18 protein-coding genes and 1 riboswitch are annotated in these 17,297 nt (G+C 70.4%); of the genes, 13 read left to right on the forward strand and 5 right to left on the reverse strand.

Features of this window, described 5'->3' with window-relative positions; genetic code table 11:
* Positions 1–115 precede the first annotated feature (115 nt).
* From AB0I59_RS14630 to AB0I59_RS14660, 7 genes are all read left to right on the forward strand, one after another.
* The gene (locus AB0I59_RS14630) at positions 116–619 is read left to right on the forward strand and encodes an FHA domain-containing protein (RefSeq protein WP_061258619.1); all 504 of its coding nucleotides are present in this window, start codon (positions 116–118) and stop codon (positions 617–619) included.
* Between the two features lie 25 nt (positions 620–644).
* Positions 645–1,301 carry a transcriptional regulator FtsR gene (ftsR, locus tag AB0I59_RS14635; RefSeq protein WP_061258618.1) on the forward strand — a complete coding sequence of 219 codons (657 nt, stop codon included), beginning with the start codon at positions 645–647 and terminating at the stop codon, positions 1,299–1,301.
* A gap of 73 nt (positions 1,302–1,374) precedes the next feature.
* The gene (locus AB0I59_RS14640; RefSeq protein WP_157530732.1) at positions 1,375–1,845 is read left to right on the forward strand and encodes a bifunctional nuclease family protein; all 471 of its coding nucleotides are present in this window, start codon (positions 1,375–1,377) and stop codon (positions 1,843–1,845) included.
* 151 nt (positions 1,846–1,996) lie between these two features.
* The gene (locus AB0I59_RS14645) at positions 1,997–2,614 is read left to right on the forward strand and encodes a MerR family transcriptional regulator (RefSeq protein WP_061258616.1); all 618 of its coding nucleotides are present in this window, start codon (positions 1,997–1,999) and stop codon (positions 2,612–2,614) included.
* Positions 2,615–2,655: 41 nt separating this feature from the next.
* Positions 2,656–2,747: riboswitch (glycine riboswitch) on the forward strand.
* 172 nt (positions 2,748–2,919) lie between these two features.
* Positions 2,920–5,787 (forward strand): aminomethyl-transferring glycine dehydrogenase, encoded by a 2,868-nt coding sequence (gene gcvP, locus AB0I59_RS14650; RefSeq protein WP_358132896.1) that lies wholly within the window; start codon positions 2,920–2,922, stop codon positions 5,785–5,787.
* Between the two features lie 114 nt (positions 5,788–5,901).
* Positions 5,902–6,414, forward strand: a complete 513-nt coding sequence (locus tag AB0I59_RS14655) for a hypothetical protein (RefSeq protein ID WP_358132898.1) — start codon at positions 5,902–5,904, stop codon at positions 6,412–6,414.
* A gap of 19 nt (positions 6,415–6,433) precedes the next feature.
* On the forward strand, positions 6,434–7,030 hold the full coding sequence (locus tag AB0I59_RS14660; RefSeq protein WP_358132900.1) for an alpha/beta hydrolase family protein: 597 nt from the start codon (positions 6,434–6,436) through the stop codon (positions 7,028–7,030).
* Positions 7,031–7,155: 125 nt separating this feature from the next.
* Here the strand turns inward: AB0I59_RS14660 and AB0I59_RS14665 are convergent, their stop codons facing one another.
* Positions 7,156–7,356 (reverse strand): DUF5999 family protein, encoded by a 201-nt coding sequence (locus AB0I59_RS14665; RefSeq protein WP_061258612.1) that lies wholly within the window; start codon positions 7,354–7,356, stop codon positions 7,156–7,158.
* Between the two features lie 686 nt (positions 7,357–8,042).
* On the opposite strand from AB0I59_RS14665, the gene AB0I59_RS14670 reads away from it, so the two are divergent.
* From AB0I59_RS14670 to AB0I59_RS14690, 5 genes are read left to right on the forward strand one after another with little or no spacing between them, the layout of a single operon-like run.
* Positions 8,043–8,978 carry an N-acetylmuramic acid 6-phosphate etherase gene (locus AB0I59_RS14670; protein WP_061258611.1) on the forward strand — a complete coding sequence of 312 codons (936 nt, stop codon included), beginning with the start codon at positions 8,043–8,045 and terminating at the stop codon, positions 8,976–8,978.
* A complete protein-coding gene (locus tag AB0I59_RS14675) occupies positions 8,975–10,267 on the forward strand; it encodes an extracellular solute-binding protein (RefSeq protein ID WP_358132902.1) in 1,293 nt (430 codons plus the stop codon). The genes AB0I59_RS14670 and AB0I59_RS14675 overlap by 4 nt, the downstream gene beginning before the upstream one ends.
* Positions 10,246–11,214, forward strand: coding sequence for a carbohydrate ABC transporter permease (locus AB0I59_RS14680; RefSeq protein WP_358132904.1), 969 nt, complete (start codon positions 10,246–10,248; stop codon positions 11,212–11,214). Before AB0I59_RS14675 ends, AB0I59_RS14680 begins: the two co-directional genes overlap by 22 nt.
* Positions 11,211–12,041 carry a carbohydrate ABC transporter permease gene (locus AB0I59_RS14685; RefSeq protein ID WP_061258608.1) on the forward strand — a complete coding sequence of 277 codons (831 nt, stop codon included), beginning with the start codon at positions 11,211–11,213 and terminating at the stop codon, positions 12,039–12,041. The genes AB0I59_RS14680 and AB0I59_RS14685 overlap by 4 nt, the downstream gene beginning before the upstream one ends.
* A gap of 51 nt (positions 12,042–12,092) precedes the next feature.
* On the forward strand, positions 12,093–12,998 hold the full coding sequence (locus tag AB0I59_RS14690) for a MurR/RpiR family transcriptional regulator (RefSeq protein WP_061258607.1): 906 nt from the start codon (positions 12,093–12,095) through the stop codon (positions 12,996–12,998).
* A gap of 39 nt (positions 12,999–13,037) precedes the next feature.
* On the opposite strand, the gene AB0I59_RS14695 is transcribed toward AB0I59_RS14690, so the two are convergent.
* Positions 13,038–13,622 (reverse strand): TetR/AcrR family transcriptional regulator C-terminal domain-containing protein, encoded by a 585-nt coding sequence (locus tag AB0I59_RS14695; RefSeq protein WP_063818871.1) that lies wholly within the window; start codon positions 13,620–13,622, stop codon positions 13,038–13,040.
* 115 nt (positions 13,623–13,737) lie between these two features.
* On the opposite strand from AB0I59_RS14695, the gene AB0I59_RS14700 reads away from it, so the two are divergent.
* A complete protein-coding gene (locus tag AB0I59_RS14700) occupies positions 13,738–14,136 on the forward strand; it encodes a hypothetical protein (RefSeq protein WP_061258606.1) in 399 nt (132 codons plus the stop codon).
* A gap of 157 nt (positions 14,137–14,293) precedes the next feature.
* Here the strand turns inward: AB0I59_RS14700 and AB0I59_RS14705 are convergent, their stop codons facing one another.
* The 3 genes from AB0I59_RS14705 to AB0I59_RS14715 all read right to left on the reverse strand — a co-directional run bounded on the left by AB0I59_RS14705 (position 14,294) and on the right by AB0I59_RS14715 (position 17,255).
* Positions 14,294–15,610, reverse strand: coding sequence for an RNA polymerase sigma factor (locus AB0I59_RS14705; RefSeq protein WP_061258605.1), 1,317 nt, complete (start codon positions 15,608–15,610; stop codon positions 14,294–14,296).
* Between the two features lie 131 nt (positions 15,611–15,741).
* Entirely contained in the window at positions 15,742–16,101 is a 360-nt protein-coding gene (locus AB0I59_RS14710) for a hypothetical protein (protein WP_061258604.1), read from the reverse strand.
* Positions 16,102–16,136: 35 nt separating this feature from the next.
* Positions 16,137–17,255, reverse strand: coding sequence for an AMP-binding protein (locus AB0I59_RS14715; RefSeq protein WP_435830971.1), 1,119 nt, complete (start codon positions 17,253–17,255; stop codon positions 16,137–16,139).
* Positions 17,256–17,297 lie beyond the last annotated feature (42 nt).

Here is a 17,297-nt window from a genome sequence, read left to right on the forward strand (position 1 = left end):
TGGGCTGTAGCGTTGGTCAGTCCATGTCGAGCACGCTTCTTGACCTTTGTGCGTGATCAGCGTAAGTTGCGGCATTCGCCGTCTGAGCAAGTCATAAGAGAGGCCGAGCCGTTCGATGCCCAGCGTCTACTGCACGCAGTGCGGTCATGCCAACCCCGAGGATGCCCGTTTCTGTTCCAGATGCGGTTCGCCGCTGAGCGCTCCGGCGCCGGCCGCTCCCGACACCACCTCGACCATCTCGCTCGAGGCGCTGGAGAACGAGACGGGGCAGACCCTGCTGCCCGACAGGTCGGCCATCGAGCAGCTCCCGCCGGGCACCGCCCTCCTGGTCGTCATGCGGGGCCCGAACGCGGGCAGCCGCTTTCTGCTGGACAGTGATCTCACGACGGCGGGTCGCCACCCCGAAAGCGACATTTTCCTGGACGATGTGACCGTGTCCAGAAGGCACGCGGAGTTCTACCGGCGGGGCGGCCACTTCACCGTCCGCGACGTCGGCAGCCTCAACGGGACGTACGTCAACCGGGAGCGCATCGAGGAGTTCCCCCTCGCGGGGGGCGACGAGGTGCAGATCGGCAAGTTCCGGCTGGTGTTCTTCGCGCGTGGCCTTGGAGGCCAGTGATCGCTGAGGGAGGGGCGGGTAAGTCATGAGCGCGCAGGCGTTACGGGCGTTCATGAGCATCGGGGAGGTGCTCGCGCTACTGCAGGGCGAGTTCCCCGACGTGACGATCTCCAAGATCCGTTTCCTGGAGGGCGAGGGGCTCATCGAGCCGCAGCGGAGCCCCTCGGGATACCGCAAGTTCACCCATGGTGACGTCGAGCGGCTGCGCTACATCCTCACCGCGCAGCGTGACCACTACCTTCCGTTACGGGTGATCAAGGAGAACCTGGACGAGCAGGCGGCCCGGCCGAGGGCGCTGCCCCAGGAGGCCCCGCCCGTACGGCTCAGCCGTGAGGACCTGCTCCAGGCCGCCGACATCGACGAGGACACGCTGGCAGAGCTGGAGAGCTTCGGCCTGGTGGCATCCGTGGCCCGGTGGTACGACGCGGACGCCCTGGAGATCGCCCGCAGCGTCGGCTCGCTGGCCAGATTCGGCCTGCACGCCCGCCATCTGCGCGCGGTGCGGGCGGCCGCGGAACGCGAGGCCAGCCTCGTCGAGCAGGCGGTGGCGCCGCTGCTGCGCCGCCGGGCGCCCGGCGCGATCGGGCAGGCCGATGAGACAGCTCGGGAAATATCCGGACTTCTCCTCGAATTGCACAGTGCGTTGCTTCGTGGCAGTGTTCGCCGCGTTCTGGGGCAGTGACCAGGCCGACCCGCTCCGGGTGTTACGTTGAAGTCCTGGTGATATGCCGCGCCGCTTTGAGACGGAGTCGCCCGTGTTGCAGATGGAGGTCGTGGGGGTTCGCGTTGAGATGCCCACCAACCAGCCGATCGTCCTCCTGAAGGAGACGAACGGTGATCGGTACCTGCCGATCTGGATCGGCATGACCGAGGCGACGGCCATCGCGCTCGCCCAGGCGGAGGAACCGCCGCCGCGCCCGCTCACTCATGATCTGTTCCGTGACGTGCTGGAGGCGCTGGGGGTGCGCCTGCGTACGGTCAACATCGTCGCGCTACGCGATCAGATCTTCTTCGCCGACCTGGTCTTCTCCAACGGTGTGGAGGTGAGCGCCCGGCCGTCGGACTCGATCGCGCTCGCGCTCCGCACCGGTGCGACGATCTACGCCAGCGAGGACGTCCTCCGGGAGGCCGGGGTCAGCATGCCTGACGACCAGGAGGACGAGGTGGAGAAGTTCCGCGAGTTCCTGGACAACATCACGCCCGAGGACTTCGGGCGTGCCGGGTAGGGGTTGATTTCGGGAATTTAACGCTTCACGACGCGCCGTGCGGGGTCGTTGACTGAGAATGTCCCCGGTCCTACGGTGCAAGGGAATCCACGGTTGTAATTCATGAACCCCCAGATCAGACCGTGGGATGAGAGAAAGCCGGAGGTCCGCAGTGGCGGTCAGCAGCGGCGAGGGAAAAGCGGCCGACCAGCATGATCCGGTCCGTGAGTCAGCGCGTGAGCGCGCCGGTGAACAAGGACTGCTGTTCGACGAGCAGCCCAGGAGACTGCCCGACGACATCGGGTATCGCGGCCCCACCGCCTGCGCGGCGGCCGGCATCACCTACCGTCAGCTCGACTACTGGGCCCGGACGGAGCTGGTCCTGCCGACCATAAGAGCCGCGCACGGCTCGGGTTCGCAGCGTCTGTACAGCTTCCGCGACATCCTCGTGCTCAAGGTCGTCAAACGCCTTCTGGACACCGGCGTCTCGCTCCAGCAGATCCGCACCGCCGTACAGCATCTGCGTGACCGCGGGGTGAACGACCTCGCCCAGATCACTTTGATGAGCGACGGCGTCAGCGTCTACGAGTGCACCTCCGCCGACGAGGTCATCGATCTGCTCCAGGGCGGGCAGGGAGTGTTCGGCATCGCCCTGGGACGCGTCTGGCGCGAGGTCGAGGGTTCGCTGGCCGAGTTGCCCGGCGAGCGCGCAGAGTCCGGCTCCGATGCGGAGGCCGACCATCCGGCCGACGAGCTGGCACGACGCAGGAAGTCCCGCAAGACCGGGTGAACGGCCCGCCTCAGGGTAGGCGGTAGAGTGACACAAGCTGGCGACCCCGTGCGGGAGAGACCTCTTTAAGTGGAGGCGCCGAAGGAGCAACCCTCCCCGGAATCTCTCAGGCATCCCGTACCGCACGGGAGAGGCAACTCTGGAAAGCAGCACGTCCACCAGGCGTGCTCACCGACGGTGCAAGCCCTTCGGGGTGAAGCTCTCAGGTCGTGGTCCCGCCGCCGGTCGGCTGGTCGCGATGACAGAGGGGGAGACCAGGCGCACGCGTGCGCCGCCTAGGTCTCGACCGCTCCAGGAGGCTTGCCATGACCGACCGGTCACCACTTCGCGATCTTTCCGGCCCGCCCTTCGCGTCCCGCCACATCGGCCCGTCCGACGCCGAGCAGGCGCGCATGCTGGAGGCCGTCGGATACGCCTCCGTGGCGGACCTGGTGGCCGTCGCCGTACCCGAGGCGATCAGGACCGAGACCCCGCTCGCGCTCCCCGAGGCGGCGAGCGAGACACGGGCGCTGGCCGAGCTGCGCACGATCGCCGGGCGCAACCGGGTGCTGACCTCGATGATCGGCCTTGGCTACCACGACACGATCACCCCGGGCGTCGTCCTGCGTAACGTGCTGGAGAACCCCGGCTGGTACACCGCGTACACCCCCTACCAGCCGGAGATCTCGCAGGGACGGCTGGAGGCGCTGCTCAACTTCCAGACCGCGATCATCGACCTGACCGGTCTCGACGTGGCCGGGGCCTCGCTCCTGGACGAGGGCACGGCCGCCGCCGAGGCGATGACTCTGGCCCGCCGGGCGAGCCGGGTCAAGAGCGACGTCTTCGTGGTCGACATCGACGCGCTGCCGCAGACCAAGGCCGTCCTCGCGACCCGGGCGGAGCCGCTCGGCATCACGCTGGTCGAGGCCGACCTCGCGGATCCCGCCGCGCTGCCCGAGTGCTTCGGGGTGCTGGTGCAGTACCCCGGCGCGAGCGGGCGGGTCGCGAGCTTCCGCGTACTCGCCGAGGTGGCGCACGAGCGGGGCGCCCAGGTGATCGCCGCCGCCGACCTCCTCGGCCTGACGCTGCTCGCGTCGCCGGGTGAGCTCGGCGCCGACATCGCCGTCGGCTCCTCCCAGCGCTTCGGCGTGCCGCTCGGTTTCGGCGGCCCGCACGCCGCCTACATGGCCGTACGCGAAGGGCTCCAGCGGCAGATGCCCGGCCGGCTCGTCGGGGTGTCCGTCGACGCCGACGGACAGCCCGCGTACCGGCTCGCGCTGCAGACCCGCGAGCAGCACATCCGCAGGGAGAAGGCCACCAGCAACATCTGCACCGCGCAGGTCCTGCTCGCGGTCATGGCCTCGATGTACGCCGTCTACCACGGACCGGACGGCCTGCGGCGGATCGCGCAGCGGGTGCACCGCCACGCGGCCGTCCTGGCCGCCGGGCTGCGCGAGGGCGGTGTCGAGGTGGTGCACGAGGAGTTCTTCGACACCGTCCTGGCCCGCGTCCCCGGGCGCGCCGCGGTGGTCGTGGCCGCCGCCGAGGCGGCGGGCGTCAACCTCCGACTGGTGGACGCCGACCACGTCGCGGTCGCCTGCGACGAGAAGACGGCGGCCGAGCACCTTGCGGCCGTGTGGGCGGCGTTCGGCGTGCCCGGCGGATCGCAGGGCGGCTCGGGCGGCGTGGTCATCGACGACCTGGACCGGGTGACCCCCGACGCGCTCCCTGCCGGCCTCGCCCGGACCACCGACTTCCTGACCCATCCGGTGTTCCACTCCTACCGGTCGGAGACGGCGATGCTGCGCTACCTGCGCAGGCTCCAGGACAAGGACGTCGCCCTCGACCGCTCGATGATCCCGCTGGGCTCCTGCACGATGAAGCTCAACGCGACCACCGAGATGGAGCCGATCACCTGGCCGGAGTTCGCCGGGATCCACCCCTTCGCCCCGATCGGCCAGGCTGCGGGCTACGTCGAGTTGGTCGAGACCCTCGAAGGCTGGCTGGCCGAGGTCACCGGCTATGACGCGGTGTCGATCCAGCCCAACGCGGGGTCGCAGGGAGAGTTCGCCGGGCTGCTCGCCATCCGCGCCTACCACCACGGCCGGGGCGAGGCCGGGCGGGACGTCTGCCTCATCCCGTCGTCCGCGCACGGCACCAACGCGGCCAGCGCGGTCATGGCCGGTATGCGCGTGGTCGTGGTCGCCTGCGACGACAGCGGCAACGTCGACCTCGCCGACCTGTCCGCCAAGATCGAGAAGCATCGCGACGCGCTCGCCGCGATCATGGTGACCTACCCGTCCACGCACGGCGTGTACGAGGAGACCATCGTCGAGATCTGCGACCGGGTCCACGAGGCCGGGGGACAGGTCTACGTCGACGGCGCCAACCTCAACGCCCTCGTCGGCCTGGCCAGGCTCGGCGAGTTCGGCGCGGACGTCAGCCACCTCAACCTGCACAAGACGTTCTGCATCCCGCACGGCGGCGGCGGTCCGGGTGTCGGGCCGGTCGCGGTCAAGGCCCATCTCGCCCCCTACCTCCCTGGCAAGGGCACCGGTGCCGTCTCGGCCGCGCCGTACGGCTCGGCGGGCATCCTGCCGATCTCGTGGGCGTACATCCGGATGATGGGCGGGGATGGGCTGCGCCGGGCGACCGAGCAGGCGATCCTCTCGGCGAACTACCTCGCCGGGCGGCTGGCCCCGCACTATCCCGTGCTGTACACCGGACGGGACGGCCTCGTCGCGCACGAGTGCATCGTCGACCTGCGGCAGATCACCAAGGAGACCGGTGTCACCGTGGACGATGTGGCCAAGCGCCTGGTCGACTACGGTTTCCACGCGCCGACCATGTCGTTCCCCGTCGCGGGGACCCTGATGATCGAGCCCACCGAGAGCGAGGACCTGGCCGAGCTCGACCGGTTCGCCGACGCCATGATCGCCATCCGCGAGGAGATCGCCCGCGTCGCGTCCGGAGAGTACGACAGGACCGACAACCCGCTGCGCAACGCGCCCCACACGGCGGCCTGCCTGGTCGCCGACGAGTGGCCGCACCCGTACTCGCGCACGGTCGCGGCCTACCCCGTGCCCGCGCTGCGGGACAACAAGTACTGGTCGCCGGTCCGCCGCATTGACCAGGCCTACGGCGACCGCAACCTGGTCTGCGCCTGCCCTCCGCTGGAGGCGTACGAGGACTGATCACGCCCGCGGGGAAGATTCGCGGACCCGAACCGTCCATCATGCGCATGTCTTCCCCGCACGGGCCCGCCGATCGTTAGGATCTTGGCGATCCCCGATTATGGAGGGCCTGGCATGACGGCCATCGACCCCGGACGGCAGATCGACCACGCGCGCAGGCTGGCCGAGGCGGGCGATCTCGACGCCGCCGCGGCGATCTTCGCGGAGGTCGCGGTCGACGTCGAGGCACCCGACCGGGCGGAGGGCGCCGCGGGGCTCTCCGCCGTCGCCGAACGGATGGCCGAGCAGTTGCTGGAGGACGGCGAGCCGGGGCAGGCCGCCGACCTCCTGCTGCGCGCGCTGTCCGTGCCCGGCGTCACGGATCCGGCACGGCTGCGGGTCCTGCTCGGTCTCGCGCATCTCGACATGGCGTGCGGGGAGTTCGCCGGAGCGGTCGAGGAGGGCGACGGAGCCGAAGCGGGCACCGGTGCGCTCGCCATTGAGCTGCTCGCGCGGGTGCTGCCCCTCAGAGGCCGGGACGACGACGCCGAGACGGTCTGGCGGTACGGCCTGGCCCACCCCGACGCGGCGCTGGCCGAGGAGGTACGGCTCCGCCTGAGCAGGGACGTCCGCCCCCCGATAACGTGACCGGGTGGAATCTGGGACGGTGGAACTTGTGACGCCGCACGGCCCGGGAGCGGTCGAGGTGGACGAGGCGGCCGATCCCTGGCTGCTGCTCGTGCTCACCCACGGGTCGGCCGGGGGAGTGGACGCGCCCGACCTGCTCGCCGTGCGGGATGCCGTGCTGGCCATCGGAGGAACGGTCGCCCGGGTGACCCAGCCGTTCCGGCTCAGGGGCGCGAGGGCGCCGGGCTCGGCGGTCCGGCAGGACGAGTCGTGGATCACGATGATCGAGGAGCTGCGGGCCCGCCATCCGGGGCTGCCGCTCGTGCAGGGCGGTCGGAGCAACGGCGCCAGGGTGGCCTGCCGTACGGCCCGAGCGGTGGAGGCGGACGCGGTGGTCGCGCTGGCGTTCCCCCTGCACCCGCCGGGCAAGCCGGAACGTTCCAGGGCGGATGAGCTGCGGCAGGCGGGAACCGACGTTCTGGTGATCAATGGGGATCGTGATCCGTTCGGCGTGCCGTCGGCGTCCGACACGGCGCGGCTCGTGGTGCTGCCGGGGGAGGGACACGATCTGAAGAAGGACCCCGCCCGGGTGGGCGAGGAGGTGGCCCGGTGGCTGCTGGCCCGGAGAGCGAGCTGAGGGCCGGGGGTCGGCCACGGGACCGCGAGCGGTGGAACGGACGGGGGATGGGGCGAGCGGAATCGGGTGAAGGGACGGGAGGGCCCCGGCTGGACGGACCAGCCGGGTGACCTGGCCGCGATCGATCAGGCGGCGCTGGAAGCCAGGTCGGTGGGGCGGTGCGGGGCGATGACCGCTCCGTCGGGCAGCAGCTCGCCGGTGTCCTCGAAGAGGACGACGCCGTTGCACAGCAGGCTCCACCCCTGCTCGGGGTGCGCCGCGATGGTGCGGGCGGCTTCTCGGTCCTTCGCTTCCGCGCTCGGACAGGACGGGCTATGAGGGCACATCGCCGGGGCTCCGTGTCTTATCGTTCGCCCGTCGCGCGAGGCGGCGGGCGTCTGGGGTTGATGTGTGACTAACCGCACAATGGACGAGACCAGTGTGCCGTCCGCTCGCCTCGTGGCGACATAGTCCGTTAGGACGGTTTCCGCCGGTCCTGGAAAGGGGGCCGGGGGGCGCCCATACGGGTTCCGCTCACCACGCTGTGAGCTATCCCACAAGGGTGCCCCAGGGATGATAACGGTCCAAGCTCGACACGCCGTCCGTCTGATAACCGGCGGATTACGGTTTCCGGAGCCGCCTCCAGGTCGTCCGGGAGATCGTCCAGGCGCTGTGTGACGGCCGGGTCGGGGCGGGCCGACGCCGGGTGGTCGAGGCCGCCGGCCCGCGGCGAGGAGCTTGGCGGCCGGGCCCACATCCGCCGGGTCGGCCCTTGCGTGGCTGAGATCGGCTCGCGTGAGATTTCAGTCAAGCAAACGTTGACCATCCGGGCCGAATGTAAGTAACTTCCAGTCAAAGCGGTGACCTTGCATGACATTTTCCTACATCTGAGGAGTTGGAGGACATCACGCCGCGGGCCGGAGCCCCGCGCGGCGCGGGGCTGTACGTCCCCGGTGGCTGGATCCAGGTATTGACGCCCGGCTCATTGTGAAACTAATTTTCCAACACGTTCTCCTTTGGGGTGGAAAACTTCGTGACGGACGACGAGTTTGAGGCGGTCAGGGTGGCGGCCCCCACGGAAGGCGCCAACCCGCGCACGCTCGACATCGACCTCCGTTCGACCCTCGAGATGCTGAAGCTCATCAACGACGAGGACGGCCTGGTCGCTCCCGCGGTCCGCGCCGTCCTCCCCGAGCTGGCCACGGCGGTCGACTTCGGAGTGAGCGCGCTGCTGACGGGCCGGTCGATCCACTACTTCGGCGCGGGCAGTTCCGGCCGCATCGCGGTGCTCGACGCGGCCGAGCTCGTGCCGACGTACACGATCGCCCCGGAGCGGGTCGTCGCGCACCACGCGGGCGGCACCTCCGCTTTCGAGCAGGCGATGGAGAACGTGGAGGACGACGCGGCGACGGGCGCCGCCGAGGCGCTCGGCCTGGGGGAGGGCGACCTGGCGATCGGGCTGTCGGCGAGCGGCCGCACGCCGTACGTCGCGGGGGCGCTGCGCGCGGCGAGTGCGGCGGGGGCGGCGACCGTCCTGGTGTCGTCGAACCCGGCGGCGCCGCTCGGTGACGAGGTCGACGTCCACATCGCGGTCGACACCGGCCCCGAGGTCATCGCGGGATCGACGCGGATGAAGGCGGGAACCGCGCAGAAGCTCGTGCTGAACGCGTTCTCCACCGCGGTCATGATCCGGCTCGGGCGGACGTACTCGAATCTCATGATCGATGTGACCGCCACCAACGCCAAACTCCGCGGCCGCCTGGTCACGATCCTCGAAGAGGCCACCGGCCGCACCGAGGCGCAGTGCGCCGAAACGCTCACCGCGGCAGAAGGGGACCTGAAGGTCGCCCTGGTCTGCCTCCTCGCCGATGCCCCCGTGGGAGAGGCGCGAATCGCATTACAGGCCGCCGGCGGCAGGGTCCGCGCGGCGCTCGCCGAACTGGCTACCGGCCGAAGGGAAGTCTCATGAAGAGAAGGTGGATCGCGGGGGCGATCGGGGTGCTCGCGGTGGCGCTGGCGGCGTGCGCGCCCGGCGGCGGCGCGTCCGACGGGGGCGACAAGGCGGACGCCGGCAAGGTCACGCTGAATCTGTGGTCGTGGCGGGTGGAGGACGTCAAGGCGTACGAGAAGATCCTCGCCACGTTCGAGGAGTCACACCCGAAGATCCACGTCGAGTTCAAGCCGTTCCAGGCCACCGAGTACAACAACATCCTGGCGACCGGCCTGTCCGGGAGCGGAGGGCCGGACGTCGCCCAGCTTCGGGCGTACGGCGGACTCCAGCCGCTGGTCGAGGCGGACCAGCTCCTGCCGCTGGACGGCAAGGTGGACGCGCTGTCCGGCTTCGACGCCAAGCTGCTGGAAGGCGCCAAGGGCCACAAGGACGGCAAGATCTACGGCGTGCCGTTCGCGTACCAGACCCTCCAGGTGCTCTACAACAAGAAGCTGTTCGGCGACAACGGCATCCAGCCCCCCGCCACCTGGGACGAGATGATCGCGGCGGCCAAGAAGCTGAAGGCCGCGGGGATCACGCCGTTCGCCGTCGCGGCCGGCCCCGACGCCACCTGGACGCTGCCGATCGTCCACGAGATCTTCGGCAACGCCCGCTACGGCGGCACCGCGTTCCGGGACGCGGTGCTCGGCGGACAGAAGAAGTTCACCGACCCCGACTTCACCGCCTCCGTCAAGCTGGTCAAGGACCTGGAGCCGTACTTCCCCAAGGACGTGGTGGCGGTCAAGATCCCCGACGTCCAGGCGCTGTTCGCCACCGGGAAGGCCGCGATGTACCCGACGGGCACCTTCGACCTGGCGCCCCTGCTCAAGGCCGACCCGAGCCTGGAGATCGGCGTCTTCCAGGTGCCGCCGCCGCCCGGCTCCCCCGAGACCACGCCCGTCACGCCGGGCTGGGCCGACGGCTCGTTCGGTGTCAACGCCAAGTCGGCCCACCAGGCCGAGGCGCTCGAACTGGTCAAGTGGATGGCGACGCCGGAGTTCGGGCAGCTCTACGCGACCGAGCTGAAGCAACTCTCCGCGGTCCCCGGGGTCACGCCGTCGGACCCGCTGCTGGCCGAGATGGCCAAGAACTACGCCGCCAACGGCGCGCCGTACACACTGCTCGTCGACTTCCGGTACGGCCAGCCGAACGGTGACGCGGTCTTCCGGGACGAGCTGCAGAAGATGCTCGCGGGCCAGACCGGCCCCGAGGCGGCCGCCGAGAGTGTGCAGAAGGGCATCGAGCAGTGGTTCAAGCCAGGGAACTGAGCGCTCCCCGGCGTCGCGCGGCACGTACCGGCGCCGGTCGCCGGTACGTGCCGCGGTGGCGGGTGCTGGCCGTCTTCCTGCTGCCCGCGCTTCTGCTCTATTCGGTCTTCATCGTCTATCCGCTGGTCAGCGCGCTCGACTACAGCTTCTTCGAGTGGCGTGGGATCCGGCAGGTGGGGTTCGCCGGGTTCGACAATTACCGTGACCTGCTCGGCATCTACCCGTACGACGAGCAGTTGTGGCGGGCGTTCGCGCACAACGCCCTGTTCTTCGCCGGGACGATGCTGATCCAGACAACGGTCGGGCTGCTCTTCGCCCTCCTGCTGTTCCGTTACGGCCGCGGCAAGCGGTTCCTGCAGGGCGCGTTCACCACCCCGTACCTCGTGGACCCGCTGGTCGTCGGCTACCTGTGGAGCCTTCTGCTCAATCCGATGTTCGGCCCGGTCAACGCGCTGCTCGAGGCGGTCGGGCTGGACTCGTGGGCGTTGCCCTGGCTGGGTGACACCCGTACGGCGCTGCCGATCGTCGTCCTGGTGAACGCGTGGCAGTGGGTGGGCTTCCCCATGCTGCTGTTCTCCGCCGCGCTCGCCGGAATCCCGGCCGAGTACCACGAGGCGGCCCGGGTCGACGGGGCCTCGGCCTGGCAGGCGTTCCGGCGGGTGACGCTGCCGCTGCTCACGCCGGCGATCGGCGTGGTGAGCGTGCTGACGTTCATCGGAAACTTCAACGCCTTCGGGCTGGTCTACGCGATGTCCGGCTCGACCGGGTCCCCGGCGGGTTCGACCGACGTGCTCGGTCTGCTGTTCTACCGGGTCGCGTTCGTGGAGGGCGGCGTGGAGGCGATCGGGCGGTCGTCGGCACTCGCCGTGCTGATGTTCGTGTTCATCTTCGGGGTGTCGATGCTGGCCACCTCGTACTTCCGCCGCCGCGAAAGGAAGCTGGTGTGAGGGCCGGACGCCGGGCTCCGGGGCGGGTCGCCGTCCACCTGCTGCTGTGGGGGTACGCGGTCGTCGCGCTGCTGCCGTTGGTCATCATGGTGCTCAACTCGCTGCGGCCGACGGGCGAGATCTTCACCGCGCCGCTGGGGCTGCCGGCGTCCCCCACGCTGCACAGTTACCGCCAGGTGTGGACGGAGGCGTCGTTCAGCACGTACTTCCTGAACTCGCTGACCGTCACCTGTGGCGCGGTGCTGCTGGGGACGGTGGTCTCCGCGCTGGCGGCCTACCCGCTGGCCCGCTACGACTTCTTCGGCAACCGGGTGCTCGGGGCGTACTTCCTGGCCGGGCTGATGCTGCCGATCCGGCTGGGCCTGGTGCCGATCTTCTACCTCATGGACTCCATGGGGTTGATCGACTCGCTGCTCGGACTCACGCTGCTGTACGCCGCGTCCGGGGTGCCGTTCTGCGTCTTCGTGCTGTCGGCGTTCTACCGTTCCCTGCCCGGCGAACTGGACGAGGCGGCCCGGATCGACGGCGCCGGAGAGTTCCGGATCTTCGGGCGGATCATGCTGCCGCTGGTGCGGCCCGCGCTGGCGTCGGTGATGCTGTTCCAGTTCGTGCCGCTGTGGCATGAGTTCCTCTACCCGCTGGTGCTGCTGCGCTCCGACGAGAAGTTCACCATCCCGCGCGGGTTGTCGCAGTTCTTCGGCGAGTACACGACCGACTGGTCGGCCTTGTTCGCCGGGCTGGTCCTCGCCACGGCGCCGCTCTTCGTGCTGTTCGTCCTGGCGACCAAGCAGATCATCGCCGGATTGACCGCCGGCATGAGCAAGTAGTGAGCAACCCCGCGATTCGCAGTGCGTTTCAGAGACTCCCAGGGAGGCGGCGTGGACCCCGGCAATGACTACTCGGGCGGCATCCTGGTACGGCTGCGTGGCGCGCTCCCGTCCCTGCGGCCGGCCGAGCAACGGGTCGCGCACGCGGTGCTGGCCGATCCCCAGGGCGTCGCCGACCGGTCGATCGGCATGCTGGCCCGCGAGTGCGGCACCTCGGAGACCACGGTTCTGCGGTTCTGCCGGGCCCTGGGACTGCGCGGCTATCCCGAGCTGCGGTTCGCGCTCGCCCGCGAGGCGACGCTGGAGGCCTCCCGGGCCGGCGGCGCCCGCCCGCTCGACGGCGACATCAACGCCGGCGACCCGCTGGAGGAGATCGTCGCCAAGATCGGCTACAGCGACTCCCGCGCGGCGGCGGAGACCGCCGAGCACCTCGACGTCGCCGCCCTGGAGCGCGCGGTCGAGGTGATCGCCCCGGCCCGCCGAGTGGATCTCTACGGCGCGGGGGCGAGCGGGTATGTCGCGGCCGACCTGCACCAGAAACTGCACCGGATCGGCCTGGTGGCGTTCGCCTGGCCGGACTTCCACAGCGCGCTCACCTCGGCCGCGCTGCTGCGCGAGGGCGACGTCGCGATCGGCATCTCGCACACCGGCACCACGGTCGACGTCCTGGAGGCGCTGCGGCTCGCCGGCGACCACGGGGCGACCACGATCGCGATCACGAACTTCCACCCCTCGCCGATCACGGAGCTGGCCGACATCGTGCTGAAGACCGCGGTACGCGAGGCCCCGTTCCGCCCCGGAGCGATGGGCAGCAGGATCGCCCAGCTCACCGTCGTCGACTGCCTCTTCGTCGGGGTGGCCGCCCAGCGCACGTACGACGAGACCCTCACCGCCCTGGAGGACACCTTCCGTGCGATCAGCGGCCGACGGAGCAAGGGAGCGCGGCCGCGCTCATGACCCGGGGCGGCGGCTCAGGTGGCATGGCCACCCCGCCTCTCAGGTGGCGTGGCCGGTGGCCTGGAGGCCGGCGAGGAGCGCGTCGAGGCCGCGCTCGAACTCCCGCTCGCCCTCGGCGGTCCGCGCGTCCCGCACGGTCGCGTCGGGGTCGGCCCAGCCCGACTGCTGCACCTCCACCGCGACGCTGCCGAAGACGTACGCCCGCAGGGCCCGTACGGCGTCGGCCGCGCCGCCGAGCCCGGCCTCGGCGAGCTGCTCCGTCTGGTCCCTGATCGCCATCAGCGCGGTGCCCTTGGGGGGTTTGGTGAGGGCGAGCGACAACACGCCGGGGTGGTCGAGCAGGGCGACCCGGCCGGCGCGGGCCCAGGCGCGGGCGCGCTCCTGCCAGGTGCCCTCGGCCTCCACCCGCACCGTGGTCACGTGCTCGGCCAGGACGTCCATCAGCGCCTCCTTGCCCCGGGGGAGGTGGTGGTAGATCGCCATGGCCTCCACCTGGAGCGCGTCGCCGAGGCGGCGCATGGTCAGCCGGCGCAGGCCCTGCCCGTCGGCGATGTGCAGCGCGGCGTCGATGATGCGTTCGAGGGAGAGCGGGACCGGCGGTCGCTTGGCAGGCATGTCGATCATGCTGCCACAGTCCACCTTACTGTGTAAAGGACGCCGCCCGGCCCGGATGTGAGGGACGCGGCGAAACGGCGTACGCTACGGCCAGCGATATGTGCTCGATCTGGAAGGACCGTCGATGGCGTTTTTCCGTCCGCGTGTGAGCCGGGAGGCGGAGGTCAGGTACCACGCCGACCAGGAGGTCGGAAAGGGATACCACGACCTCCTGGAGAAGGCGAGGGCGGCCGAGCTCGCCCTGCGCGAGAAGCAGGCCGTGGCGGCGTCCGAGCAGGAGCTGCGTGAGGCCGGTCTCGAACTCGACCGTGCGCTCACCGACGCCCTGCGGGCCGCGGAGGCCGCGCAGCGCGCCACGTTCGGCGTGAAGTCCTATGACGACCGCATCCGCCGCAGGAAGGGTAAGGCTACTCCCCAGGGCGCCATGTGGACCGCCGAGGTGAACCGCCTGCGCACCGTGCGGGAGGCGCACCGGCTCACCGGCATCGTCCGGCTGCCGCGTGCCGCCGCGGTGGCCCGCTGAGCGGTCTCCGGAACGGCCCGTGGTGGACCGCCGGGTCCTCGGGTCCTCGGGAGACGCCCCTTGAAACGCCGATACGGCCCGTGCCCTCATGAGGGCACGGGCCGTATCCGTGTGATCGCCGGTGTGATCGTGTCCGGCCGGCATGGGCCGGCGGCGGTCAGCTGGCCCAGTCGAGCAGCGGCCGGGTGTTGCTCGGGTGGCGCAGCTTGGACAGCGACTCCTTCTCAAGCTGGCGGATCCGCTCCCTCGTGAGGCCGAGGAACTTTCCGATCTCGTCGAGGGTGTGCGGCTTGCCGTCGGCCAGGCCGAAGCGCAGGGCCATTATCTTCGCCTCGCGGGGAGACAGGTTCCCGAGCACGCCCTTGAGCTGCTCGGCCAGCAGCTGCCGGTCCACGACCTCGGACGCCTCGGGGGAGTCCACATCCTCGATCAGGTCGCCGATGCGGGTCTCGCCGTCCTCGCCGATCGTGGAGTCGAGGCTGATCGGCTGCCTGCTCGTACGGAGCAGCTCCTCGATCTGGTCGGGGGTCTTGTCCAGCTCGACCGCCAGCTCCTCGGGCGAGGGCTCCCGGCCGAGACGCTGGTGCATGTCACGCTCCACGCGGGACAGCTTGGACAGCATCTCCAGCACGTGGACGGGCAGCCGGATGGTCCGGGCCGAGTCCGCGAAGCCGCGCTGGATGGCCTGCCTGATCCACCACATGGCGTACGTGGAGAACTTGTAGCCCTTGGTGTAGTCGAACTTCTCGACCGCCCTGATCAGGCCCAGGTTGCCTTCCTGCACGACGTCGAGCAGGGCCATGCCGCGATCGGTGTACTTCTTCGCGACCGACACGACCAGGCGGAGGTTGGCCTCCAGCATGTGGTCCTTGGCGCGCTTGCCGTCCTCGATGACCCATTCGAGGTCCTCGCGGACCTCGGGACGGAGCATCTCGCCGTTCTCCAGCGCGGTCTCCAGCTTGTGCTCCGCGTACAGGCCGGCTTCGATGCGCTTGGCCAGCTCGACCTCCTGCGCGGCGGTGAGCAGCGTACGCCGTCCGATGGACTTGAGGTAGGTGTGGACGGAGTCGCCCATGACCGAGGAGTTGTCGTCGAGGTCGATCGGCGCGCTGTCGTCGCCCGAATCCTCCTCGGCGTGCCGCTCGGCGGTCCACTCCTCGTCCTCGTCGGGGACGTCACCCCGGGCCTCGTCGGCCGCGTTGGCGCGCTTGGACTTCCTGGGCTTGGCGGCCTTCGCGGCCTTGCGTGGTGCCTTCTGTGCCGGCGCGGCCTCCGTGAGGTCGACACCCGCCTCGGTGAGCTCGCGCAGGATCGCGCGGCCTTCCGCGGGAGCGACTCCGGCCTGGCCGAACGCCTCGCGAAGCTCCGGCAGGGAAAGGTGACCCTGCGTGCGGCCTCGGTCCAGCAGTTGGTCCAGGGTCGTCATCGGGGTCGCCGCGCGCTCAGGCGGGGTCGCCACGGCGGTCGGGGGCATGAGGACACCTCCTCCATGACGGAGTAGTCGTTCTGGGTGGCAATGGCTGGGCGCGGCGGTTGCGGCGGCGCGGCGCACCTGTATGGATAACGTCGCCGAGCCCAGTTTGTTCCCCCAGGACGCGGGAGGGGTCAGTTCGACGGCGTGATGACGCTGATGCTCACCTGGGGCATCGGCATGGGGTCGGCGCCCTCAAGTCGCTCGGTCGTCCAGTAGTCGCCGGTCGCGCCGGGGTCGATGCTGAGGTGGTTCTCGACCACGTAGGGCGCGATGTTCTCGATGAGCTCTTCGGGCTCGATCGTCTGGTCGTCGGCCGGCGCGACAGGGGACGCGCTCGGCGTCGCCCTGCCTTTCGCGGGCTCCTTGACCGACCGTACCTTGACCGCCTGTTCCAGGCGGCCGGCCGACGCGGTCGTGGCCACGGAGACCCCGCCCACGACGATGGCGGTGACGACACCCGCGGAGATCAGCATCCGGCGATCCGGCTTCATATGGACGTCCTCCCTACATATGTGACGCGTGGAGGTCATTTTTGGTTTCGCAGGGCGACCATATCCGGTTTTCCGTTTGGCAACATCGGAATCTCTTGCACCGTTTGCACCATTCGTGGTGCGGCGTAGGCGGGCAGCCGCTCCTTGGCGTACTCGCGGAGCTCCGCGAGCGTCGCCGTACCGACGACCACGGCCACGACGACCTCGCCCCACTCCGGGTCCGGGCGACCCACCACGGCGACGTCGCGGACGCCGGGGTGCCCGGCGAGGACGCGCGCGACGGAGCCGGCGACCACCTTCTGGCCGCCGGTGTTGATGACGTCGTCGGCCCGCCCGAGGATCGCGAGCCGCCCGGCGTCGATCGAGCCCAGGTCGGACGTGACGAACCAGTCGCCCTCGAACGCGTCGCGCGCCTCCCGCAGCCGGTACCCCGAGAACAGGACCGGGCCCGAGATTCGGATCCGGCCATCGGCCCCGATTTTGAGATCTACATTGTCAAGGGCGGCGCCGTCGTACACGCATCCGCCGCTGGTCTCGCTCATGCCGTACGTCGTGACGACGTGGGCGCCGCGGCCCCGCGCCTCGGCCAGCAGACCGGGCGGCGCCGCGGCCCCGCCGAGCAGGATGGTGCGGAACGCCGAGACGTCCGCGCCGAGGTCGAGGAGCCGCCTGAGCTGGGTCGGCACGAGAGAGACGTGCTCGGCTCCGCTCCCGGCCACGTCCTCGGGGGTGAAGCGCGGATGGATGACCGGGTCCGACGCGCTCAGCAGCGACCTGACCAGCACCTGCATCCCCGAGATGTGCGACGGAGGAAGGCAGCACAACCATCGCTCACCCCGTGCGGCGCCCACCCGCTCCAGCGACGCGCGCGCCGAGGCGGTCAGCGCCTCCGCCGTCAACTCGACCCCCTTGGGCACGCCGGTCGATCCGGACGTCGCGATGATCACCGCCGCGCCGGTCGGCGCCCCGTCGGGCTCCCGCCGTACGCCCTCGGGGGTGACGACGTGCGTGGGCCGGAGCGAGGCCAGCGCGGCGGTGAGCGCGGGACGCGGCAGGTCGGGGGACAGCGGCAGGACCGCCGGGCCGTCTCCGGAGAGCGCGCGCTCGACGGCGGCGAACAGCGCCGGTCCGGGCGGCAGGAGCAGGGCGTGCACCGCCCTCTCCGCGCCGCCGTGTCCGTGGCCGTGTCCGTGGCC

It is taken from the genome of Microtetraspora glauca (genome assembly GCF_040656155.1).
Classification (GTDB): domain Bacteria; phylum Actinomycetota; class Actinomycetes; order Streptosporangiales; family Streptosporangiaceae; genus Microtetraspora; species Microtetraspora glauca.